Genomic DNA, 21,365 nt, shown 5'->3' on the forward strand with positions numbered 1-21,365 from the left:
CCCATGGGGGCTCGATGGCGCCATCCATGGCGCCAACGGTCCCGCCAGCACAACCCGCCCGGCCCCCGACAGTTTCCGTGCGCGTCCAGCCCACGGAAAAAGAAAAAGAGCAAAGAGCAAAAGCACTCGCTCCGACCCGCCCAGGCCGAGTCAATCCAGAGCCGATGAACTCAGGCTTTGCGCTCCAGCTGTAGAAGGCGGCGCCGGCCGCAGGCCTGCCAAACACCCCGCTGCGCTGCGGCGCGACCTGCGGGCGACCGATCTGGGATAATGGGGATTCTTGTTTCCTCTGCTGCCGGACCCGGTCATGACCCAGAAGACGCTGCTCAACGATACCCACCGCGCCCTTGGCGCCAAGATGGTCGATTTCGGGGGTTGGGACATGCCCATCCACTACGGCTCGCAGCTCGACGAGCACCACCTCGTTCGTCGCGAGTCGGGTGTGTTCGACGTCAGCCACATGGCTGTGGTCGACCTGCGCGGTGACCAGGTCAAGCCGTTCCTGCGCCGCCTGCTGGCCAACTCGGTCGACAAGCTGAAGGTGACCGGCAAGGCGCTGTACTCGTGCATGCTGAATCCGCGCGGCGGCGTCATCGACGACCTGATCGTCTACTACCTGGGCGACGATTTCTTCCGCATGGTGGTCAATGCCTCCACCCGCGAGAAGGACCTGGCCTGGCTGCGCGAGCAGGCTGCACCGTTCGGCGTCACCGTCGAGCAGCGCCCGGACCTGGCCATCCTCGCCGTGCAGGGCCCGCAGGCGCGCGACATCGTGATCGGCCTGGCCCGCGAAAGCGATCGCGCAGCGCTGGCCAAGCTGGGCCGTTTCGCCGCCCTGCAGGTGCAGTCCGATGACGGCGTCGAACTGTTTGTCGCCCGTACCGGTTACACCGGCGAAGACGGCTTCGAAATCCTGCTGCCGCAGGACGCCGTGGTCGCGTTCTGGAACCGCCTGCTGGCGGCGGGCGTGAAGCCGGCGGGCCTCGGCGCACGCGACACGCTGCGCCTGGAAGCCGGCATGAACCTGTACGGCCAGGACATGGACGAAGAGATCAGCCCGTACGAAGCGGCGCTGGCCTGGACCGTGTCGCTGGACGAAGGCCGCGACTTCATCGGCCGCGAGGTGCTGGAAGCGCAGAAGGCTGCCGGCACCGCCCGCCAGATGATCGGTCTGGTGATGGACGAGAAGGGCGTGCTGCGCCATGGTCAGGCGGTGACCACCGCCGGCGGCCAGGGCGAGATCCTGTCCGGCACCTTCTCGCCGACCCTGGCCAAGGGCATCGCCTTCGCCCGTGTACCGGCCGGTGAACTCGGCGAGGTCACCGTCGACATCCGTGGCCGGCAGGTGCCGGTGCGCGTGGTCAAGTTCCCGTTCGTGCGCGAAGGCCAGGCCCAGCCCGGCGTGCTCGCCGACGCCTGATCCGAAACTGCCGATCGTCACTGACAGCAGTGGCGGCCGGTTGGTTACACTAGCCCCGTTTTTTCCACCCCTGCATATCTCTGGAGCAGTCCCATGAGCGAGATCCCCGGCGACCTCAAGTTCCTCAAGTCCCATGAGTGGGCCCGTGTCGAAGGCAATGGCCGTGTCACCGTCGGTATTTCCGACCACGCCCAGGGCCTGCTGGGTGACCTGGTCTACGTCGAACTGCCGGAAGTCGGCGCCGACGCAAAGGCTGGCGAGCAGATCGCCGTTGTCGAGTCGGTGAAGGCCGCCTCGGACGTCTACAGCCCGATCAGCGGCAAGGTCGTCGAGGTCAACTCGGCGCTGTCCGACAAGCCGGAAACCATCAATGAAGATGCCTACGGCGAAGGCTGGATGTTCGTGGTCGAACTGACCAACGCTGAAGAGGTCAACGAACTGCTGGATCCGGACGCGTATGCCGAAGCCCTGGAAAACGACGACCACTGAGTCGTCACTTCCGGGTTCTGGAACGGCCACCTTCGGGTGGCCGTTTTTGTTTTGGCGAGTGCGTCGGACTCATGACGGCGGGTTCGCTCTGCACCCTCGGCGTGGCATCAGCCGACAGACGAACGGTGCCGATCAGCGTGCGCAGTTTTGCGCAAATCCGCGTTTCCGCCCCGCGCCGAAGCGATCGAATGTGAAAACTTTTCGCCCCCCGTTGCGGCCCCGTTGTGCTGGCGTTGGCGACGGTGCGGGTGACCATCGGCGATGCACGTGCGCTGTTGTCCGGAACATGTGCCTATCTGCGCAGAGTGCTTATTTCAAGTGTTTTTTGTTCAGAGAGCGCATCGACTTCGTCGTATGCGGCGCGCGTGCGCGCCGCTTCAATGGTCGTTGCAGGGCGCGCACGGCGGTGGCGAGGACGGCGTCCGGGATGGCGCGGATGTGAAAATTTTTCGCGGGGGTTGTTGACAGTAAAAAAAACCGTGATTAGGTTTCGCCTCAGCAGACCTTGCCTGCCCAACCGAGTGCGCAGAATCAATCGTCCGATGCGAAGCAGCCCCTTCAAGACCACCGCGACCCTGATGACGGTGGACATGGCCCCGCTTCCCCCGGAGAAATGCAAGGCAACTCCCGTTCCGATGTCCGCTCCGCCGATCGAGGCGGGCATTGCCGCATCCGTAACGGCGCGCCTGACGCGCCGGCGGTCCCCGCACGCAGCATCCGCGGGTTTGATCCACCTGGGCGTTTCAACTCCCTATCACTGACGAGGAGCCATCCCATGGCAACCAAGAAAGCTGCGAAGAAGAAGCCCGCCGCCAAGAAAGCGGTGAAGAAGGTCGCGAAGAAGGCCGCTGCCAAGAAGGCAGTGAAGAAGGTCGCGAAGAAGGCGACCGCCAAGAAGGCAGTGAAGAAGGCTGCGAAGAAGGTCGCCAAGAAGACCACTGCGAAGAAGGCAGTGAAGAAGGCGGCGAAGAAGGTAGCCAAGAAGTCCACTGCCAAGAAGGCCGTCAAGAAGACCGCGAAGAAGGCCGTCAAGAAGGTAGCCAAGAAGGCCACCAAGAAGACTGCCAAGAAGGCAACGGCCCGCAAGCCGGCCAAGAAGGTCGCGAAGAAGGCAACTGCCAAGAAGGCCGTCAAGAAGACCGCCAAGAAGGCAGTAAAGAAGACCGCGAAGAAGGCGACCAAGAAGGCTGCCCCGAAGAAGGCAGCGAAGAAGGTTGCCAAGCGCAAGCCGGCCGCCCGCAAGAAGAAGGCTGCTCCGGTCGCTCTGCCGGCAACCCCGGCGCCGCTGATCTAAGTACTTCCCGATAGCCGCATCCTGAAACCCCCTTCCCTGACTGCCCAGCGGGGAGGGGGTTTTTTTATGGGCCGTTTGCAGGGTCGAGCCGTGCTCGACTGCTTTTCTGACGGTCGACGCTAGCGGTGCGGCGCCGGTGGAAAGCGCTCCACCAGGAAGTCCAGGAAGCTGCGCAGGCGGGTCGAGTGGTAGCGATCGTGGGCGTAGACCACGTGCATCGGCCGACCGGTCTGGCCGAACTCAGGGAACAGCTGCACCAGGCGTCCGGTGTCGATGTCGGCAGCCAGCAGCAGTGCCGACTGCAGCACGATGCCCAGCCCATGCAGCGCTGCCGTGCGCAGCGCTTCGCCGTTGTTGATCTGCAGCCGGCCGCCAGGCACACGCTCGAGTTCGCCAGCATCGGCCTGCAGCCACTGTGCGAGTGCGCTCGGTTCGAAGGACAGGCACTGATGCAGGGCGAGGTCCTGCAGGCTGCGAGGCGTGCCATGCCTGGCCAGGTACGCCGGCGATGCGCACATCATCAAGCGATACGGTGCCAGCGCACGCGCCACCAGCATGCTGCTGTCGGCCAGCGTGCCGATGCGCAGCGCCGCTTCGAAACCCTCCTCGGCGAGGTCGACCACGCGGTCGCTCAGCGTGACTTCGACCCGGACATCCGGATGGCGCGCCATGTATTCGGCCAGTGCCGGTACCAGTGCGTGCGTGCCGAAGATCACCGGCGCACTGATGCGCAACGTGCCCGCCGGTGCCAGCTGCTGGTGCTGCGCCTGTGCGTCCGTTTCTTCCACCAGCCGCAGGATCTCCCGGCAGCGGGTGTAGTAGTCCTCGCCGAAGGGCGTCATGTGCTGGCGCCGGGTAGTACGGCTCAACAGCTGCATTCCCAGCCGTGCTTCCAGCGCACGCAGGTGCTTGCCGGTCATCGTCGCCGAGATATCCATCGCCGCCGCCGCAGCGCTGAGGCTGCCCTTGTCCACGATCAGCACGTAGACCTGCATGCTCTCCAGCAGATTCATCTGACACCCCGGGTGTTGAATGCTGAAACCTGCGCGGAGTTTATCAATCAGGGGTGATCAAACAGCATGTACTGCACGGGCCGGATGTACCGGCTGGCGGATTGGGAGAGCATCATGGATCTGGGGCTTGAAGGGTGTACCGCGCTGGTCACCGGGGCGGGCAGTGGCATCGGTGCCGGTGTGGCCAGGCTGCTGGCGGCCCAGGGAGTACGCATTGCGATCAGCGCACGGCGTGCCGAGCCGCTGCATGCACTGGCGGCAGAGATCGAATCTGCAGGCGCGCCGGCACCGATCGTCCTGCTGGGCGACCTCACCGATGCGGAGCAGGTACGCCACATTGCGGATGCAGCCTCGGCGGCACTGACGCGTGTCGACATCCTCGTCAATGCGGCTGGAGGAGGCCGGCCGACCACCGTGGATGCGGGGGACGATGTCTGGGAGGAAGCCATGGCCTTGAACTTCTCTTCGGCACGACGCCTGACCCAGGCACTGCTGCCGGCGATGCAGGCGCAGGGCTGGGGGCGGGTGATCAACCTCAGCGGTTCAATGGAACCGCGCGCGGTGAATGCTGCCACGGCGGCGAAGGCGGCGTTGCATCTGTGGAGCAAAGGGCTGTCGTCGGCGCTGGCCTCACAGGGCATCACGGTCAATGCAATCGCGCCGGGACGCATCAACAGTGCTCAGATCCGGGACCGGCTGCATCCCACCGAAGAAAGCCGGCGTGAGTTCATCGAACGCAACATTCCGATCGGGCGTTTTGGTGATCCGGAGGAGGTGGCGCCGCTGGTGGCCTTTCTGGCCTCGCCCTTGGCCGGCTACATCACCGGCGCGGTGATTCCGGTGGATGGCGGCATGCACTACTTCGCGCATTAGCCTTCCGTTTGTAGAGTCGAGCGGTGCTCGACTGCTTTGCTCTACAACTGCCAACAAAAAGGGCGACCCGCAGGCCGCCCTTCGCACACACGGTGAAGCCCGCCAACTCAGCGCGGCGAGGCCACCGCACGGTTGCTCGAAGCACCCTTGCCCTTGCGCTTGTCCTGCTGCGCCGGGCTCGCGCCTTCGGCCATCAGGTTGTCACTGCCGAAGTCGGTGTCCACGTCCAGCCAGCGCTGCGTCGGCAGGCCGAGCGCGGAATCGAGCACCGTTGGCAGCAGGCCGCTGGGCAGGCCGCTTTCGCCGTTCCACATGATGGCGATGCCGAGATCGCGTTCCGGCACCAGCGCGACCAGGCCGCGATAGCCCTGCACGGCACCGGCATGGAACACCACATCGTGGCCGGCGTAGTCGAAGGTGCGCCAGCCCAGTGCGTAGCCGGCCGAATGCAGGCGCTCGCGGCGCCAGCCCGAACGCATTTCGCCCGGGGTGTTGATCAGGCTCGAATGCAGGGTGGCCAGCAGCGGTGCCGGCAGCACGTCCGGGCGATGGCCGGTGTGGGCCAGCAGCCACTGCGCCATGTCGCTGGCGCTGGCGTTGACGCCGGCGGCCGGGGCGACGCGGTAGTAGGTCGGCTTCGGTGTCAGCGACACCCAGCCATTGCGGCTGCGCACGTGCGGACGCGCCCAGCGCGAGCTGGCCTGGATGCCGGCCAGGCCGAGGCTGGCATCGTTCATGCCCAGCGGCTTGAAGATGCGGCGCTCGACCGACTGCTCGTAGAAGCTCCCCGAGGCGGCATAGACCACGTCGCCGATCAGGCTGAAGGCCACGTTCTGGTAGGCGTAGCAGTCGCCCGGCAGGCACTTCAGGCTGGTATTGGCCAGCTTCTGGGTGAGTGCGTAGTACTCGGCGTTGCCTTCGATGTCGCGGTCGTAGGCGTTGTACGGCAGGCCGACGCGATGGCTGAGCACGTCGGCCACGGTCAGGCGATCGGTCGCTTCCGGAGAGTTCAGGCGGAAGCCCGGCACGTAGTCGGTGACCTTGCTGTCCCAGCGCAGCGTGCCATCGTTGACCAGCAGGCCGGCCATGGTGCCGGCAAAGGCCTTGGACAGCGATGCCAGGCGGAACACGGTGTGGGCGTCGACCGGCAGCGGGTTGTTGACGTCGGTAACGCCATAACCACGCGCGCTGAGTACGCGGCCACCCTGCACGATGGCCACGGCCATGCCGGGCACACGCTCGCCATAGGTGAGCTGCTGCGCCATCGATTCGATGTTGGCCACGTTGAAGCCGGCCGCCGGCAGCTGCACCTGCGGCACCAGGCCGGTGCGGTAAGCGGCGGGCTGGGTGTGGGCGACGGCGGTGGCGGCGGATTCGATGTTGGCCGGCATCGGCGGCAATGGCGGCGGGGTCTGCGCGGTGGTGGACAAGGCAACGGGCATCAACATGCCCAGCAAACCGGTGGCCGCCGAACGGATCGGACGACGCAGGCTGTTCTTTTTCATCGTGGAGACCCGTGCGCGACTGCTGATGGCGATTCTAGCGCCGCTTTTCCCTTGTGCACAAACAAAGCGAAGATGAATGCGCATCTCGTTGAAAAAGTTGGAATTTTGACGCCCCGAAAGCATGTGTCGGAACGTGTCGTCCGGGCGGGGCCGTGACACTGCGTTGCGGCCTTCTGCGAGGCTGCTGCTGGCGATGTTGCAGTGCATTGGCTAACGTACGCGCTTCACCGCCCCGGAGCCTGCCATGCCGCTGTCCAACCGCCGTCTTCTGGCGAGGGACACCGCGTGAGCGCGGTGAAGGGCAAGGGACCGTTGCGTGGGCTGACGGCGGCACTGCGTGAGTCGCCGGCGCTGTGGTGGTCGTTCCTGTACTTCTTCTGCCTGCTCAGCGGCTACTACGTGCTGCGCCCGGTGCGTGAGGCGATGGCTGCCTCGGCCGATCTGGAGACCGTGTTTCCGCCGATGCTGATCGCCTGGTTCGCCAGCCACGGCATCGCGCTGAAGGATTTCGTCCTGCAGTTCCTGTTCTCCTGCGTGTTCGTGATCATGCTGGTGCTGCAGCCCGTGTACGGCTGGCTGGTCAGCCGCTTCCCACGGCGGGTGTTCCTGCCGGCGGTGTATGGGTTCTTCATCGTCACCTTGCTGGGCTTCTACGCGCTGTTCGACAGCAACGTGCCGGGGCGCGGCATGGCCTTCTTCCTCTGGGTGATGGTGTTCAACCTGTTCGCGGTGGCGGTGTTCTGGAGCTTCATGGCCGACGTGTTCTCCAACGCGCAGGCGCGGGCGTATTACGGCTACATCGGCGCGGCTGGCACCATCGGCGCGTTCCTGGGCCCGCTCATTACCAGCGCGCTGGCACAGCGTGTGGGCATCGCCAACCTGATGCTGGTATCTGCGGGTTTCCTGATTGTCTGCTTGTTGAGCATCTGGCGACTACGGCACTGGGCGGTGCTGCGCGAACGCGAGCAGCAGCTGGTCTCGGGCGAGAAGCCGATGGGCGGCAGCGTGCTTGACGGCCTGAAGCTGATCGCACGCGAGCCGCTGCTGCGCTGGCTGGCCGTGCTGGTGGTGTTCGGCGTGGGCGTGGGCACCCTGTTGTACAACCAGCAGGCCAGCATCGTGCGCGCGGCCTTCAACGACCCGGCTGCCAGCACCGCGTTCTTCTCGCGCATCGACCTGGCGGTGAACGCGCTGACGCTTCTGTTGCAGTTGAGTCTGACTCGCTGGCTGTTGTCGCGCCACGGCATAGCCCCGGCCCTGCTGATTCCCACGTTCGCTATCCTGATCGGCTTCTCGGTGCTGGCCGCATCGCCGCTGCCGATGATGGTGGCGGTGGTGCAGGTGCTGACCCGCGCCAGTGAATTCTCGCTCTTCAAGCCGGCACGCGAAACCATCTACACCCGGGTGGACCGCCAATGGCGCTACAAGGCCGGTGCGGCCATCGACACGGTGGTCTACCGTGGTGCCGACCTGAGCTTCACCTGGGTGCACAAGGGCTTGTCGCTGTTTGGTTCACACGTGGTGTTCATCGGCGGCGTGGTGGTTGCCGCGTGCATGACCGCCGCCGCATTCGGTGTGCTGCGCGAAGAAAAGAAGCTGCCGCGCGACCGCTGATCCCGTCCAGTCTTTTTGAGGAGAGAAACGATGTCGCTGATCGCGCTGCTGCTGACCGTGCTGGTCGCGGTGCTGCACCTGTACTTCCTGGTGCTGGAAATGTTCCTGTGGACCCGCCCGCTGGGCCTGAAGACCTTCCGCAACACGCCCGAGAAGGCAGAGACCACGCGCGTGCTGGCGGCCAACCAGGGCCTGTACAACGGCTTCCTGGCGGCGGGCATCGTGGTGGGGCTGGTGATCGGTCAGCCGGTGCTGGTGACGTTCTCGCTGGCCTGCGTGGTGGTGGCCGGGTGCTATGGCGCGTACAGCGTGAGCCGGCGCATTTTCATGATCCAGGCCGTACCGGCCATTCTGGCGCTGGCGTCGCGAGCGTTCTGAAGTCGGCGCGTGCTGGCAGGCGCCGCCGCTCAGCGGCTGATGGCGCGCATGATGCCCAGCCACATTGGCACGGCATGCAGCGCCGCACCCAGCACGAACAGGCCCGTCAGCAGGTGTACGCGCCAGTCGTTGATGCGCAGGAAGACGAATTGTTCAAGCGCGCGGCCCACCCAGAACACCGCCATGAAACCCAGCAGGACCAACCCCAGACGAGTGCCGACCAGGTCCGGGGCAAAGATCAGCGCGATCAGCCCCATTCCCAGGAACACATAGATCACGCGCAGATTGAGGATCTGCATGATCGCGCGGTTGACCGTGCCGAGCTGGGCGAGCTCGCGTTTCCAGCCGAACAGCCGCCAGAACGCTAGATGGAAGGCGGCAAACCCCAGGCTGTGAATGCCTGCCAGGCGCACAAGCAGTTCAGCGGTCGTCATGGTTGATCAGCCTGTGCGCGGAGGGCGCGGCGATACCCACATCGCGATGGTCGCATGGAACACCTCGGTCCCTGCCGCATCGGTCACGCTGACCTTCACGGGCAGGTCGTAGCCGTCCGCAGCACTGACGATGGACAACATGGGCGTCGCCACGGCCTTCAACGTGCCCAAGGCCTTGGCCTGGTATTTCACTTCCATGCCCTTGGGGATCCAGCGCATGTCTGGCGGCAGGCTGGCGTCCACCATCACCCCGCCGACCAGCTCGGCCAGGTTGCACATCGCGATCGCATGTACCGTGCCGATGTGGTTGTTGATGCGGCGGTGCTGGCGGATCACGCCTTCGCAGCGGCCTGGCTCCAGTGCGGTGATGGTGGGCGCGATGCTGGCGAAGTAGGGCGCCTTGAAGCACACCGCGCGTGAGAACAGCCAGTTGCCGGCAGGCCAGCGCTGCAGGCGGTGGTAAAGCGAGAGCAGGGGCGTGGACATGGTTGATGTTCCGGTCGGCGGATAAAGCGACGGCGGGCCGAGGCCCGCCGTCGTGGCAACGCGTGTCGCGGGCGATCAGGCCGCCTGCGAATGCGGGTCCTTGTGCTGGCGGTCGTAGTAGCTGGCCGCGCGCAGTTCGTGGGTGTCGAAGTCGTCCACGGTGATGGTGTCCAGGGTCAGCGTACGCAGTTCTTCCAGCAGGCTGCGCTCGTCCTGGGTGATGACGCCTTCGGCCACGGCTTCGTCCAGCTGGCTCTTGAAGTCCAGCGCTTCGATGCCCTTGCTCTTCAGCGCCTTCAGGAACTTGCGCTCCACCGGCTCGGCCATGATCGCCTTGCTCAGGTAGCTGTTGATACGGCCGCCCGGGTTGTTCTCGCACGGGGTCAGGAACACGCCGCTGGCCAGGCGGTCGCGGGCTTCGTTCGGCGCCATCAGCAGAGCGGCAACACGGCGGCTCAGGCGGTCGCCGGGGGCCTCGGCACGACGGCCCAGCGGGAAGATCAACGCCCACATCAGCCAACCGATCGGACGGATCGGGAAGTTGCGCAGCGCGGCCGACAGCGATTCTTCGATCTTGTGCACGCTGTCATGGAAGGCCCAGGCCAGCAGCGGCTGGTCGGCCTGCGGTGCGCCTTCGTCGTGGTAGCGCTTGAGCATGGCGCTGGTCATGTAGACGTGGCTCAGCACATCGCCCAGGCGGCCGGACAGCGATTCCTTGAACTTCAGCTTGCCGCCGAGGGTCATCATCGAGATGTCGGCCATCAGCGCCAGGTTGGCCGAGTAACGGTCCAGCTTGCGGAAGTAGCGGCGGGTGTAGGCGTCACCCGGGGCAGCACCGAAGCGTGCACCGGTCAGGCCGAACCAGAACGAACGCACGGCATTGGAGAGGCCATAGCGGATGTGGCCGAACAGGCTGCGATCGAACTCCTGCAGACCGGCACGGGTATCCGGATCCTGCGCAGCCTTCATTTCCTTCAGCACCCACGGGTGGCAGAGGATCGCACCCTGGCCGAAGATCAGCAGGCTGCGGGTCATGATGTTGGCGCCTTCCACGGTGATCGCGATCGGCGCGGCCTGCCAGCTGCGGCCGGCGAAGTTGCGCGGCCCCAGGATGATGCCCTTGCCGCCGATCACGTCCATCATGTCCGAGATCACTTCGCGGCTCATGTTGGTGCAGTGGTACTTGGCGATCGCCGACGGCACCGACGGCACGTCACCACGGTCAACCGCCGCCGCAGTGGCCTGCGAAAGTGCGCTGATCTTGTACGCCTTGCCGCCGATGCGGGCCAGCGCTTCTTCCACGCCTTCGAAGCGGCCGACCGACAGGCCAAACTGCTTGCGGATGCGTGCATAGGCGCCGGTCACGGCGGCACCGGCCTTGGCACCACCACTGGCGGTGGACGGCAGGGTGATCGAGCGGCCCACGGCCAGGCACTCGTTGAGCATGTTCCAGCCCTTGCCGGCCATGGCAGCGCCACCGATCAGCTGGGTCAGCGGAATGAACACGTCCTTGCCGCGGATCGGACCGTTCTGGAACGTCGAGTTCAGCGGGAAGTGGCGGCGGCCGATTTCAACACCGGCGGTGTCGCGCGGCAGCAGGCCCAGGGTGATGCCGATGTCGCGGGTATCGCCGATCAGGCCATCCGGATCGTACATGCGGAAGGCCAGGCCGATCAGCGAGGCAACCGGGGCCAGGGTGATGTAGCGCTTGTCGAAGGTCAGCTTGACGCCGAGCACCTGCTCGCCGTTCCACTCGCCCTTGCAGACGATGCCGTAATCGGGAATCGAGGTGGCGTCGGAACCGGCGAACGGACCGGTCAGGCCGAAGCAGGGCACTTCGCGGCCATCGGCCAGGCGCGGCAGGTACTGGTCCTTCTGTTCCTGGGTGCCGTAATGCACCAGCAGTTCACCCGGGCCCAGCGAGTTGGGCACGCCGACGGTGGAGCTGACCACCGAAGACACCGACGCCAGCTTCTGGATCACCTTGTGGTGGGCCAGCGCAGAGAAGCCCAGGCCGCCGTATTCCTTCGGGATGATCATGCCGAAGAACTTGTTCTTCTTGATGAAGGCCCACAGTTCCGGCGGCAGGTCGGCGTGGACGTGGGTGATTTCCCAGTCGTTGACCATGGTGCACAGCTCTTCCACCGGGCCATCGAGGAAGGCCTGTTCTTCGGCGGTCAGCTGCGGCTTGGGATAGTTGAGCAGGATGTTCCAGTCCGGATCACCGGTGAACAGTTCACCCTCGAAACCGACCGAGCCGGTTTCCAGCGCGATGCGCTCGGTCTGCGACAGTGGCGGCAGCACCTTGCGGAACACCTTCATCATCGGGCCGGTCAGCAGCGGCTTGCGGATGAACGGCAGCAGCAGCGGCACGGCGATGACGGCCAATACAGCGGCCGCGACGATCGTGGCGGTCTGGTTGACGTAGGGAATGAACCAGCAGGCGGCCAGCAGGGCCACGCTGATCAGCGTCCAGGTAACCAGCCGCATGCGGTGGTAGGCGACGAACGCGCCTGCCAGCAGCAGGGCGAGGAAGGGAAGAACGATGCTCATGAGCGTGCTCCGGTGACGTGCTCGTTTGTGGCGGACGAAGCCGCAGCGTCTGCTGCGGGCAACACGTCCAGATAGTCCAACACAGTAGCGGTAAAGGCGTCGTTGTCATCGCCGGCGACCATGTGCGTGGCCTGCGGCAGCTGTACATGACGCGCGTGCGGCGCCAACGCCAGGAATTCGGCCACGGTCTGCGGCGTGACCAGGTCGCTGCGACCGCCGCTGACCAGCAGCAGCGGGCACTTCACCTGGCGCGCGGCTTCGGCCAGTGCGTCCTGGTGCTGTTCGCTGTCGCGGGCCAGTTCGGCCACCAGGCGCGGATCCCAGTGCCAGCGCCAGCGGCCGTGACCGTCTTCGCGCAGCAGCGCGCGCAGCGACTGCTCGGATTTGCGCGGACGGTGCGGCATGTAGGCCGAGACCACGTCGGCGGCCTGGCTCAGCGAGGCGAATCCGTCGGGATGGGCGGTCATGAAGGCGAGGATGCGCTCGACACCGGCGGTATCCCAGCGCGGGGTGATGTCGACCAGCACCATCGCCGAGAACAGGCCCGGCCAGCGCGACTCGGCCAGCAGACCGAACAGGCCCCCCATCGAGGCTGCAACCAGCACCGGCGGGCGTGGCTGTTCGCCAGCCAGCACGATCAGGTCATCGGCGAACTGTTCGCCGTGATAGGGCAGGTCGGCGGCATTCCAGTCCGAATCGCCGTGACCACGTGCGTCATAAGCCAGCGTCTGCAGGCCGGCTGCAGACAGGGCACGCGCGGTGGCATTCCAGGCGTGACGGGTCTGGCCGAAACCGTGCGCGAACAGCACCCGGCCACGACGACCGTGGTCGCTGGCAGTGGCGGCGAGGCGGGCACCATGGGCCGCCTCCAGGTGCAGGTCATGGAACGCAGCGGGAGTAGGGGACGTAACCATACTTGCTAGTATGGATCGCTTGTGAGGGAAGTCAATACTGCATCGTATGGTGCGGTGCGGCAGCCCTGCAGGAGAGCCCTTTGACGGTTTCGCCCGCAACGGCGTACTGCAACGAACCCCGGCGTATGGTTAAATCAGCCCATGAATCAACCTGACGCTTCCGCCGGCGAACCGCGCGCCGGCCGCAACAGCCGCCTGAGTGCCGAAGACTGGGCCCAGGCGGCCCTCGACCTGATTGCTGAACAAGGCGTAGGCGCCGTTGCGGTGGAACCGCTGGCGCGGCGCCTCGGCGTGACCAAGGGCAGTTTCTATTGGCATTTCCCCTCGCGTGACGCCTTGCTGCAGGCCGCGCTGGAACGCTGGGAACTGTTCGAACAGGAACAGGTGTTCGGCAGCCTGGAAGACGTACCGGACCCGCGCGTGCGCCTGCGCCAGCTGTTCCAGATGGTGGCGCATGAAGTGCAGCCGCACATCATCTACAGCGAGCTGCTGAAGGCATTGGACCATCCGATGGTGCGTCCGGTGATCGACCGCGTGTCGCAGCGCCGCCTCGACTATCTGATCGCCTCGTTCCGCCAGGCAGGGCTCAGCTCGACCGATGCGCGCCACCGCGCACGCCTGGCCTACGCCGCCTATGTCGGCTTCCTGCAGCTGTCGCTGCAGCTGCAGCAGCCCAAGCAGGCGCGCGAGGATTTCGAGGCCTATGTCGAGCATCTCATCGAGACGCTGATTCCGAACGGTTGAAGATTGCCGTACTGGTCACGAGCAAGCCGCGGCACTGCCGCGGCTTTTTTCTTGCGCCATCCATGTATTGCCGGAGGCACAAAAAACAACGGCCCCTTGCGGGGCCGTTGCTGCATCAGCTGATCAGTGGATCGATCAGAACTTCTGCTTGTACTGCATGTACATGTAGCGGCCCGGCAGGTCGTACTGCGGGTCGAACATGTTGTACGAGGTGTAGTACGAAACCGGCGGGCTCTTGTCCCACGCGTTGTTCAGGCCGACCATGATGGTGCCCTTCCACGGCGTGTTGTAGCGGAACTGGATGTCGTGGTACGTCGTGGCACCAATGTGGTTCGTTCCCTTCGCGCCATCAGAGCAGTATGCGAAGGTTTCCGGTTCCTTGACTGGATCAAACGGGCACGGTTCGGTCATGCCGGACTTGTAACGAATGCCGTAGTTGACCCCGAAGTCCCCGTAGGACCAGTCCACATACAGATTGGAACGGATGCGCCAGTACGGATCCTGGTCGAGATAGCGTCCCTGGCGACCCTCGATCGGAGCATCCTGAGTCGACTTGGTATCCCACTTGGACAGGTAGGTGCCGTCCAGAGTGATGGTGAACTGGCCGATCGAAGTTTCCGGCAACTTGTACAGGATGCCCAGATCCCAACCTTCCACCTTGTACGACGCCAGGTTCTGCAGCGGCATGTTGACGTTGGTGATGGTGTAACGCTGGTTGGTGCTGCCGTAGTTCGGGTCACGCGTGATCAGGCCGCAGTTGGCTGCCTGCTCCTGCGCGGTGCCGCCATAGCAACGATCCATGATGTCCTGGATGGCCGGACGGGTGATGGCGTCCTCGATCTTGATCTGCCACCAGTCCAGGGTCACGTTCAGACCCTGCACGAAGCTCGGGCTCCACACCAGGCCCAGCGTCTTGCTGGTCGAGGTTTCCGGCTTCAGGTTCGGGTTGGCCTGCCAGGTGAACGGCTCAGGAGTCTGCTTCGCACCACTACCAGCGCCCGGCTGAACGAAGCCGATCGGCACGCCCTCTGCCGCACATTGTGCCGCGATAGCGCCGGTACGGCGACCAGACGTTGAGGAGCACGGATCGATGTAGCTCTCGAACGAGTCAGCATCACCGCGATACAGGTTGTTGATGCTCGGGGCGCGGAAGCCTTCCGAGTAGTTACCACGCACCATCAGGTCGTCGATCGGCTTCCAGCGGAAACCGAACTTGTTGTTGGTGGTGTTGCCGAAGTTGCTGTACTTCGAGTAGCGGGTTGCCGCGCTGAAGTCGAGCAGCTTGGCGCCCGGCAGGTCAGCCAGCACCGGGATCGACAGTTCCAGGAAGAACTCGTCCAGGTCATAGCTACCCTTGGTTGGGGATGCTCCGTTGCCGGTGCTCAGGCCAGAGGCGATGAAGGCGTCCGGATCGAACTGACCGGTTTCCTTGCGATATTCGTAACCAGCTGCGAAGCCCAATGCACCCGCCGGCAGCTGCACGATTTCGCCGGAGATGTTGGCGTAATAACCCTTGGACACCAGGCTGGCGGAGTCATGCGCGGTGAACGAGGTGTAATCCAGTGCCTCCTGCGAGATCGAACCCATCCCACCCAGCGGATTGATCGGGGCGCAGCCCGGAATGATTGCGCCAGCGGAGTTGAGGCACACAGCCTTGCCATCGCGGATCGCCGAGGGACCATATGCCTCGGCCAGACGCTGCTTGTTGAACAGGCCGTAGGTCAGATCGTTCTGGTCGGTCTTGTCGTAGCGGTAGCCGACATCCCAGTCGAAATTGCGGTCGGCGAATTCGAAGAAGCCCTCGAAACCACCGTAGAAGTGCCAGTTCTTGACGTTCTGGTTGAACGAACGTCCACCGGTTTCGTTGAAGCGGCGCGCGACGCCAGTCAGATCAACGCCGTACGGATTGTACATGCTGCCCGCGCTGAGGCGCTGGCCGGTGACCGGCATGGCAGCCAGCAGCTGTTCGGACTTGCGTTCGTTGTACATCGCCTCGGTGCGGAAGGTGATGTTGTCGGTAACGTTGTAAGAACCCACCGCGAACAGCGAGGTGCGCTCGTTGGGGGTCAGCAGGTAGTTGTCCGGCGCGGTGTTGTAGCCGTGAACATTGGGATCGAACGGCGTTTCAACGCCGTTGAGGATGATGTAACGCTCGTCGTTACGCAGATACGAACCCGGAATACCGGTGCTGCTCTGGCCGCTGAAGAACGGCGGGCCACCGGCGGAGATCTTGCGATCGCCGGCCATCACGGCCTTTTCGTTGACGTAGGAGACGCCCAGCACCAGCGAAGCGCGGTCAGTGGTGGTGCCCAGAGTGAAGTCGGCCGCTTCGCGGTCGCCGTCACCGGCGCTGTACTGGCCCTTGTAGAAGTTGGCTTCCGCGCCATCGAAGTTCTGCTTGGTGATGATGTTCACCACGCCGGCGATCGCGTCCGAACCGTAGATGGTCGATGCGCCGTCCTTCAGGATGTCGATGCGCTCGATCATCGCGGTCGGGATGGTGTTCAGGTCGACGCTGCCATCCAGGCCGGTGGTCCAGCGGCGGCCGTTGACCAGTACCAGGGTGCGCTCGGAACCCAGGTTGCGCAGGCTGACGCCGGCAGAACCGTCACCGCCGTTGTTGTAGGTACGGTTCAGGGCGGCACCGTTGGCGGCAACGCGCTGCAGGATGTCGGCGACCGAAGTCACGCCCTGCTTGTCGATGTCGGCGCGGGTCAGGCTCAGGACCGGCTGCGAGGTTTCGATGTCGGTGCTCTTGATGCGCGAACCGGTGACCGAGATGCGGTCAAGGTTGGTCGCTTCCTGGGCCTGGGCGGTGGCAGTGGACGCCACACCGGCAACGAGCGCGACCAGAACGGCATCGCGCAGCTTGTTGGACTGGAAATTCATTGGCTCTCTCTCTCCAAGAAATCTTGGCTGGGTTAATGCCCGGCGGGGGAGCGAAAAGCGCTCCCAAATCGCGAGGCTGAGTCGATAGTAGCGGGCGCTCGCCAAGAATTAAAGCTACGTTAATCAAGTCTGTGATTTTAGTAAAAATGAAATTTAATGCGAAAAATCAAAGGCTTGTATGTGTGGAAGCTCAGCTGCGTCTCGTTTGTTATGCGGAAGTGATGAAAAAATTTTCACTGTTGTGTATCGCAGCATGTCGAAATGCATGCCAGCGTCTCTCCGGCGTAGGGTAGCGTTCAGTCTGTATCGCGATCACGCATGCGCCACGGGCGCCTTTCGGCGCCCGTGGACAGTCAATCGTTGGACCCACACCTGGTGGGGTCAGAGATCCTGTTCGTAACGCACATACGGCACAGTGCCGTCGTCGTTGCTTTCATTGCGCGGGGAGAACGGATTCTTACCGCGGCTGATCACGTTCTCGGCGCCAACAGTAAGCTGGCCAGACCACGGGGTACGCCAGGTCAGGCCGATACCCAGCCCTTCCCACTTGCCGGGCTTGCCCGGCACATCGATCACGCGGCCGATGATGCTGCCGGTGAAATTGCCGTAGCCGGCGCCGATGCTCAGGCTCTTGCTGTCCCAGCGGTCGACGATGGACGGTGCGGCGTCGGCCAGCGGCACCAGGCGCGCCTTGGCGTAGGTACCGGCAATCGAGACAAAGCCCTCGCGGCCGATGTTCTTCTGCGCGAATACGGTCAGATCGTTCTGCTCGGCACGCAGCGAGGGTGTCTTGTTCGGGCCGGACAGCCACGCCGGCAGCGTTTCACGGCCGGTGCCGGCGGTGATGCCGAGACGGCTGCTGCTGCGGTTCAGCGCGGCGGTACCGGTGAAGCGGCGGCTGTTGAGGTCGTCGTCGTCACCCAGGCTGGCCAGCATGCAGTGACTGGCCAGGCCGCTCATGCTGGTCCCGCTGCTGCTGTTGCAGAGCAGGCCCAGCGAATCGCCGGAGGACAGGCCGAAGGCCGCATCCAGTGAGTTGCGGCCGAAGTGCCAGCGGGCGCCGGCGGCCTGTTCACCGGTGGGCTCCAGGTACAGCAGGGCCTCGACCTTGCCGCTGCCCTTGTTCCATACCGGCAGCACGGTCCGGGTGTCCTTGCTCTGCGCGTGCACGCCCGTGATCGCGCCAAGGGCGATCAGCAGGGCCAGCGGTAGACGCAGGAAGGTACGCATCGGACCAGTTCAGACAGGGACGGACAACGGAAGTTCCCGCGGAGACGGGAACTTGATCCTAGGGTGTTTATGAATTCTTAACAAGCCTTGATCCCCCCAGATGCAAGACAAGCCGTTTACTGAAGCCGTTCAGGCGCCGGTACAGTCCCCTCGGCACCGTGGAACAGTATGCCGAACTCCGTCAAAGGAAAGTGATACTCCCGCCCGCAGAATTCGCAACGGACCTCGACGGCGCCGGTGTCCGCGGCTGCGGCACGGGCCTCGTCCTCGCCCAGCGACTGCAGCATCGACGCGACCCGCTCGCGGGAACAGGAGCAGGCGAAGGACAGCGGCTTGCCGCCCATCAGTTCCGGCTTCTCTTCGTGGAACAGGCGGTGCAGCAACTGCTCGGCCGGGGTGGCCAGCAGCTCGGCCTTGCCCAGGGTCTCGAACAGGGCGCTGGCACGCGCCCAGCCGTCCTCGTCACCCTCGTCACCCGGCAGCTTCTGCAGCAGCAGGCCGGCGGCGCCGTTGCGGTCGGCGGCCAGCAGCAGGCGGGTCGGCAGCTGTTCGGACTGGCGGAAGTAGTCCTCAAAGGCCTCGTCCAGCTCCGGTGCGGTCAGCGCGACCAGGCTCTGGTAGCGCTGCGGCTCGCGCGGGTCCAGGCCCGGGTTCTCGATGGTGATCGCGAGCAGGGCGTCATCACCCAGGCTGGACAGGTCGCGCGGCGCATCGGCGCCGTCGCTGAGCTGGGCGATGCCGCGCAGGGTACCGGCGGCGGTGCACTCGGCAAACAGGGTGCGCAGCGCGGTGCTGCTGCGCAGCTGGATCGAGAGGCGGCCATCGATCTTGGTGTGGCCGGTGAACAGCGCCGAGGCCACGCAGGCCTCGCCGAGCAGTTCGGCGGCGGTATCCGGGTACTCGGCGTGGGACAGGATCTCCTGCCAGGTAGCCTGCAGGCGCACGTGGACGCCACGGACGCCAGCGTCGGGAAGCAGGAAGCGGATCAGGGAATCGGGGTTGGCGGTCATCGGCTCACATCGCGCGTAAACGAGGGCGGTTGCCGGATAATGCGCCGACAACCGGATAGAAGAAGGATGCACCAGTAATGGGGGCAGGGGGAGAGCAGCACAAGGTGGAGGCCATCGCGGAAGTCCCGCGCCGCAGGCGCTGGCGCTGGAAACGGCTGCTCTGGCTGCCGCTGCTGCTGGCCGCTTTCAGCTGCCTGCAGGTACTGGTGCTGCGGTTCATCGACCCGCCGGTATCCACGGTCATGCTATGGCGCTATGGCGAGGCATTGGGGGAGGCCGACTGGTCCTATCGCCTGCATTACCAGTGGCGCGACCTGGACCAGATGGCAGCGAGCCTGCCGATCTCACTGGTGGCCGCGGAGGACCAGCGCTTCCCCGACCACAATGGCTTCGACCTGCAGGCGATCGAGAAGGCCCGCGACCACAACGCCAAGGGCGGACGCCTGCGGGGGGCCAGCACGATCAGCCAGCAGGTCGCCAAGAACCTGTTCCTCTGGCAGGGCCGCAGCTGGATCCGCAAAGGCCTGGAAGTCTGGTACACGGTGCTGATCGAAGCACTGTGGCCGAAGGAACGGATCCTGGAGATGTACGCCAACATCGCCGAGTTCGGCGATGGCGTCTATGGCGCGCAGGCGGCGGCGCAGACGTTCTGGGGTAAGGATGCGTCCCGGTTGAGTCCGGCCGAGAGTGCACGGCTGGCGGCGGTGTTGCCGGCACCGCGGCGCTACAACGCGGCAAAGCCAGGGCCGTACGTGCAGCGGCGCGCGGCATGGATCCAGCGCCAGGCACGGCAGCTGGGCGGCGCGGCTTACCTGTCGGAAGACTGAGGACACCTGCCCTCGGGGCGGCAGGCCATGCACCTGCAGGCAACGTACAATCCGGGCATGAACCGCGAACGCCTTACTGTCGTCATCGCCGCCTACAACGAGGAGCAGGCGCTGCCGTGCCTGCATCCCCGCCTGTGTGCGGTGCTGGACGGAATGCCCGACATCGATGGCCACATCCTGTATGTGGACGATGGCAGCCACGACGGTACCTGGCAGGTGATTGCAGGATTGGCGCAGGACGACGCGCGCGTATCGGCGTTGAAGCTGTCGCGCAATTTCGGCAAGGAGGCCGCGCTGACTGCCGGCCTGGATCTGGTGCGCGACGGCGCGGCGATGATCCTGGATGCCGATGGCCAGGACCCGCCGGAACTGGTGCCGCAGTTCGTTGCGCGCTGGCGCGAGGGCCATGACAACGTCTATGGCACGCGCATGGCCCGCGATGGCGAAGCCTGGATCAAGCGCGCCACGGCGGCGGCGTTCTATCGGGTGATCGGCCGCCTGTCACGCACGCCGATCCCTGCCGACACCGGTGATTTCCGTCTGTTGTCGCCACGCGCGCTGAGTGCGCTGCGCGAGATGCGTGAACGCCACCGCTTCATGAAGGGCCTTTTCAGCTGGGTCGGATTCAAGCGTATTGCTGTGCCCTACCACCGTCACGCGCGGGTGGCCGGCTCCAGCAAGTTCAGCCTGTGGCGGCTGTGGAACTTCGCGCTGGAGGGCATCACCGGGTTCTCGACCGTTCCCCTGCGGGCGGCGACCTACATGGGCCTGGCAACGGCAGCGGTGGCCTTCGTATTCGGCGTGTGGGTGATTGCCAAGGCGGCCCTGTACGGTGACCGGGTGGCGGGTTGGCCGACGATGATGGCGGTGATCCTGTTCCTGGGCGGGGTGCAGTTGATCGCGCTGGGCCTGATCGGCGAGTACCTGGGACGGCTGTACGAGGAATCCAAGCAGCGCCCGTTGTACCTGGTTGACGCCTGGCTAGCATCCGCCGTGGCAGACTCGGCCCTGCAACCCACCCTCGGAGGGCAGGCAGATGACCACGGTACGGCAACTGTTGGACGGCAAGTCTCCTGAAGTACATGCGGTCGCGCCGGATGCGGCGGTGATCGATGCGATCCGGTTGATGGCGGAAAAGGGCATTGGCGCGGTGCTGGTGATGGACGGTCCGCGGCTGGTCGGGATCCTTTCGGAGCGCGACTACGCGCGCAAGATCGTGCTGCGTGATCGTTCGTCGCGGGATACGGCGGTGGCCGAGATCATGACGGCGAAGGTGGTGACGGTTTCGCCGGGCGAGCAGGTGGAGCACTGCCTGCAGCTGGTGACCGACTACCGCATCCGCCACCTGCCAGTGGTGGAGGGGGCACAGGTGCTGGGGGTGATTTCCATCGGCGACCTGGTGAAGTCGGTGATCGATGCGCAGCGGCGCGAGCTGGATCAGCTGCAGCAGTACATCGTGGCGGGGTGAGGTGTTCGCTGGCGGGCCTGCGGCCCGCCGGCCCGCTTTTCGAAGCCAGAGCCAGAGCTGAGGGCAGCGCCTTCCTGGTACGCCGGGAGGCTGAGGGCATGGGCGTGCAGGACACGCCGCAAGTACGTCCCTGTAGCAACTGTGTTGCTGGAGAGTCTCAGGCCCGTCAGGTAAACGGGCACGGTAGTGCCGGCCGCTGGCCGGCAGCCTTTGGTCTTTCGCCC

At 64.9% G+C, this 21,365-nt stretch carries 20 protein-coding genes; 10 read left to right on the forward strand and 10 right to left on the reverse strand.

Going from position 1 to position 21,365, the window contains the following annotated elements; all coding sequences use genetic code 11:
• Positions 1-307 precede the first annotated feature (307 nt).
• Positions 308-1,420, forward strand: coding sequence for a glycine cleavage system aminomethyltransferase GcvT (gene gcvT, locus ABE423_RS17265; RefSeq protein WP_346486908.1), 1,113 nt, complete (start codon positions 308-310; stop codon positions 1,418-1,420).
• A 93-nt stretch (positions 1,421-1,513) separates the two neighbouring features.
• Complete coding sequence (gene gcvH / locus ABE423_RS17270) at positions 1,514-1,909, forward strand: glycine cleavage system protein GcvH (RefSeq protein ID WP_005410701.1); 396 nt, start codon at positions 1,514-1,516, stop codon at positions 1,907-1,909.
• Between the two features lie 292 nt (positions 1,910-2,201).
• On the opposite strand, the gene ABE423_RS17275 is transcribed toward gcvH, so the two are convergent.
• Positions 2,202-2,573: a hypothetical protein gene (locus ABE423_RS17275; protein WP_148099972.1), complete on the reverse strand. Its 372-nt coding sequence runs from the start codon at positions 2,571-2,573 to the stop codon at positions 2,202-2,204.
• A 111-nt stretch (positions 2,574-2,684) separates the two neighbouring features.
• Between ABE423_RS17275 and ABE423_RS17280 the strand changes: the two genes are divergently transcribed.
• The gene (locus tag ABE423_RS17280) at positions 2,685-3,203 is read left to right on the forward strand and encodes a hypothetical protein (protein WP_032130057.1); all 519 of its coding nucleotides are present in this window, start codon (positions 2,685-2,687) and stop codon (positions 3,201-3,203) included.
• Between the two features lie 119 nt (positions 3,204-3,322).
• Here ABE423_RS17280 and ABE423_RS17285 read toward each other — a convergent pair whose 3' ends face one another.
• Positions 3,323-4,216: a LysR family transcriptional regulator gene (locus ABE423_RS17285; RefSeq protein ID WP_125895568.1), complete on the reverse strand. Its 894-nt coding sequence runs from the start codon at positions 4,214-4,216 to the stop codon at positions 3,323-3,325.
• A gap of 114 nt (positions 4,217-4,330) precedes the next feature.
• Here ABE423_RS17285 and ABE423_RS17290 point away from each other — a divergent pair, with 114 nt between their 5' ends.
• Positions 4,331-5,089 (forward strand): SDR family oxidoreductase, encoded by a 759-nt coding sequence (locus tag ABE423_RS17290; protein ID WP_125895569.1) that lies wholly within the window; start codon positions 4,331-4,333, stop codon positions 5,087-5,089.
• Between the two features lie 107 nt (positions 5,090-5,196).
• Here the strand turns inward: ABE423_RS17290 and ABE423_RS17295 are convergent, their stop codons facing one another.
• A complete protein-coding gene (locus tag ABE423_RS17295; RefSeq protein ID WP_032130059.1) occupies positions 5,197-6,594 on the reverse strand; it encodes a serine hydrolase domain-containing protein in 1,398 nt (465 codons plus the stop codon).
• Between the two features lie 285 nt (positions 6,595-6,879).
• Here ABE423_RS17295 and ABE423_RS17300 point away from each other — a divergent pair, with 285 nt between their 5' ends.
• Together ABE423_RS17300 and ABE423_RS17305 are read left to right on the forward strand one after the other, a co-directional pair.
• Complete coding sequence (locus ABE423_RS17300) at positions 6,880-8,208, forward strand: MFS transporter (protein WP_346486911.1); 1,329 nt, start codon at positions 6,880-6,882, stop codon at positions 8,206-8,208.
• A gap of 30 nt (positions 8,209-8,238) precedes the next feature.
• A complete protein-coding gene (locus ABE423_RS17305) occupies positions 8,239-8,586 on the forward strand; it encodes a DUF1304 domain-containing protein (RefSeq protein WP_346486913.1) in 348 nt (115 codons plus the stop codon).
• 29 nt (positions 8,587-8,615) lie between these two features.
• Here ABE423_RS17305 and ABE423_RS17310 read toward each other — a convergent pair whose 3' ends face one another.
• The 4 genes from ABE423_RS17310 to ABE423_RS17325 form a co-directional block, all read right to left on the reverse strand.
• Positions 8,616-9,020 (reverse strand): hypothetical protein, encoded by a 405-nt coding sequence (locus ABE423_RS17310; protein ID WP_125895572.1) that lies wholly within the window; start codon positions 9,018-9,020, stop codon positions 8,616-8,618.
• A 6-nt stretch (positions 9,021-9,026) separates the two neighbouring features.
• Complete coding sequence (locus ABE423_RS17315) at positions 9,027-9,506, reverse strand: hotdog fold domain-containing protein (protein ID WP_032130063.1); 480 nt, start codon at positions 9,504-9,506, stop codon at positions 9,027-9,029.
• Between the two features lie 75 nt (positions 9,507-9,581).
• Entirely contained in the window at positions 9,582-12,059 is a 2,478-nt protein-coding gene (locus ABE423_RS17320; RefSeq protein ID WP_032130064.1) for an acyl-CoA dehydrogenase, read from the reverse strand.
• Positions 12,056-12,973 carry an alpha/beta hydrolase gene (locus ABE423_RS17325; RefSeq protein ID WP_346486916.1) on the reverse strand — a complete coding sequence of 306 codons (918 nt, stop codon included), beginning with the start codon at positions 12,971-12,973 and terminating at the stop codon, positions 12,056-12,058. Before ABE423_RS17325 ends, ABE423_RS17320 begins: the two co-directional genes overlap by 4 nt.
• 141 nt (positions 12,974-13,114) lie before the next feature.
• On the opposite strand from ABE423_RS17325, the gene ABE423_RS17330 reads away from it, so the two are divergent.
• Positions 13,115-13,717 carry a TetR/AcrR family transcriptional regulator gene (locus ABE423_RS17330; RefSeq protein WP_006464233.1) on the forward strand — a complete coding sequence of 201 codons (603 nt, stop codon included), beginning with the start codon at positions 13,115-13,117 and terminating at the stop codon, positions 13,715-13,717.
• 135 nt (positions 13,718-13,852) lie between these two features.
• Here the strand turns inward: ABE423_RS17330 and ABE423_RS17335 are convergent, their stop codons facing one another.
• The 3 genes from ABE423_RS17335 to ABE423_RS17345 all read right to left on the reverse strand — a co-directional run bounded on the left by ABE423_RS17335 (position 13,853) and on the right by ABE423_RS17345 (position 18,846).
• Entirely contained in the window at positions 13,853-16,606 is a 2,754-nt protein-coding gene (locus ABE423_RS17335; RefSeq protein WP_049401415.1) for a TonB-dependent receptor, read from the reverse strand.
• Positions 16,607-16,987: 381 nt separating this feature from the next.
• A complete protein-coding gene (locus ABE423_RS17340; RefSeq protein ID WP_125895574.1) occupies positions 16,988-17,836 on the reverse strand; it encodes a hypothetical protein in 849 nt (282 codons plus the stop codon).
• A gap of 116 nt (positions 17,837-17,952) precedes the next feature.
• Positions 17,953-18,846, reverse strand: coding sequence for an Hsp33 family molecular chaperone HslO (locus ABE423_RS17345; protein WP_032130068.1), 894 nt, complete (start codon positions 18,844-18,846; stop codon positions 17,953-17,955).
• Positions 18,847-18,923: 77 nt separating this feature from the next.
• On the opposite strand from ABE423_RS17345, the gene mtgA reads away from it, so the two are divergent.
• The 3 genes from mtgA to ABE423_RS17360 are packed head-to-tail and all read left to right on the forward strand — an operon-like array spanning position 18,924 to position 21,141.
• The gene (mtgA, locus tag ABE423_RS17350; RefSeq protein WP_032130069.1) at positions 18,924-19,673 is read left to right on the forward strand and encodes a monofunctional biosynthetic peptidoglycan transglycosylase; all 750 of its coding nucleotides are present in this window, start codon (positions 18,924-18,926) and stop codon (positions 19,671-19,673) included.
• 57 nt (positions 19,674-19,730) lie between these two features.
• Positions 19,731-20,750, forward strand: a complete 1,020-nt coding sequence (locus tag ABE423_RS17355) for a glycosyltransferase family 2 protein (protein WP_032130071.1) — start codon at positions 19,731-19,733, stop codon at positions 20,748-20,750.
• A complete protein-coding gene (locus ABE423_RS17360) occupies positions 20,710-21,141 on the forward strand; it encodes a CBS domain-containing protein (protein WP_019336409.1) in 432 nt (143 codons plus the stop codon). Before ABE423_RS17355 ends, ABE423_RS17360 begins: the two co-directional genes overlap by 41 nt.
• Positions 21,142-21,365 lie beyond the last annotated feature (224 nt).

It is taken from the genome of Stenotrophomonas sp. TWI1409 (assembly GCF_039673015.1).
In the GTDB taxonomy this organism is placed as follows: Bacteria; Pseudomonadota; Gammaproteobacteria; order Xanthomonadales; family Xanthomonadaceae; genus Stenotrophomonas; species Stenotrophomonas maltophilia_A.

Bases quoted from the DNA above. Each gene is read 5' to 3' on its own strand.
- gcvT (WP_346486908.1), top strand. From the start codon at position 308: ATGACCCAGAAGACGCTGCTCAACGATACCCACCGCGCCCTTGGCGCC.
- gcvH (WP_005410701.1), top strand. From the start codon at position 1,514: ATGAGCGAGATCCCCGGCGACCTCAAGTTCCTCAAGTCCCATGAGTGG.
- ABE423_RS17275 (WP_148099972.1), bottom strand. From the start codon at position 2,573: ATGCCCGCCTCGATCGGCGGAGCGGACATCGGAACGGGAGTTGCCTTG.
- ABE423_RS17280 (WP_032130057.1), top strand. From the start codon at position 2,685: ATGGCAACCAAGAAAGCTGCGAAGAAGAAGCCCGCCGCCAAGAAAGCG.
- ABE423_RS17285 (WP_125895568.1), bottom strand. From the start codon at position 4,216: ATGAATCTGCTGGAGAGCATGCAGGTCTACGTGCTGATCGTGGACAAG.
- ABE423_RS17290 (WP_125895569.1), top strand. From the start codon at position 4,331: ATGGATCTGGGGCTTGAAGGGTGTACCGCGCTGGTCACCGGGGCGGGC.
- ABE423_RS17295 (WP_032130059.1), bottom strand. From the start codon at position 6,594: ATGAAAAAGAACAGCCTGCGTCGTCCGATCCGTTCGGCGGCCACCGGT.
- ABE423_RS17305 (WP_346486913.1), top strand. From the start codon at position 8,239: ATGTCGCTGATCGCGCTGCTGCTGACCGTGCTGGTCGCGGTGCTGCAC.
- ABE423_RS17310 (WP_125895572.1), bottom strand. From the start codon at position 9,020: ATGACGACCGCTGAACTGCTTGTGCGCCTGGCAGGCATTCACAGCCTG.
- ABE423_RS17315 (WP_032130063.1), bottom strand. From the start codon at position 9,506: ATGTCCACGCCCCTGCTCTCGCTTTACCACCGCCTGCAGCGCTGGCCT.
- ABE423_RS17320 (WP_032130064.1), bottom strand. From the start codon at position 12,059: ATGAGCATCGTTCTTCCCTTCCTCGCCCTGCTGCTGGCAGGCGCGTTC.
- ABE423_RS17325 (WP_346486916.1), bottom strand. From the start codon at position 12,973: ATGGTTACGTCCCCTACTCCCGCTGCGTTCCATGACCTGCACCTGGAG.
- ABE423_RS17330 (WP_006464233.1), top strand. From the start codon at position 13,115: ATGAATCAACCTGACGCTTCCGCCGGCGAACCGCGCGCCGGCCGCAAC.
- ABE423_RS17335 (WP_049401415.1), bottom strand. From the start codon at position 16,606: ATGAATTTCCAGTCCAACAAGCTGCGCGATGCCGTTCTGGTCGCGCTC.
- ABE423_RS17340 (WP_125895574.1), bottom strand. From the start codon at position 17,836: ATGCGTACCTTCCTGCGTCTACCGCTGGCCCTGCTGATCGCCCTTGGC.
- ABE423_RS17345 (WP_032130068.1), bottom strand. From the start codon at position 18,846: ATGACCGCCAACCCCGATTCCCTGATCCGCTTCCTGCTTCCCGACGCT.
- mtgA (WP_032130069.1), top strand. From the start codon at position 18,924: ATGGGGGCAGGGGGAGAGCAGCACAAGGTGGAGGCCATCGCGGAAGTC.
- ABE423_RS17355 (WP_032130071.1), top strand. From the start codon at position 19,731: ATGAACCGCGAACGCCTTACTGTCGTCATCGCCGCCTACAACGAGGAG.
- ABE423_RS17360 (WP_019336409.1), top strand. From the start codon at position 20,710: ATGACCACGGTACGGCAACTGTTGGACGGCAAGTCTCCTGAAGTACAT.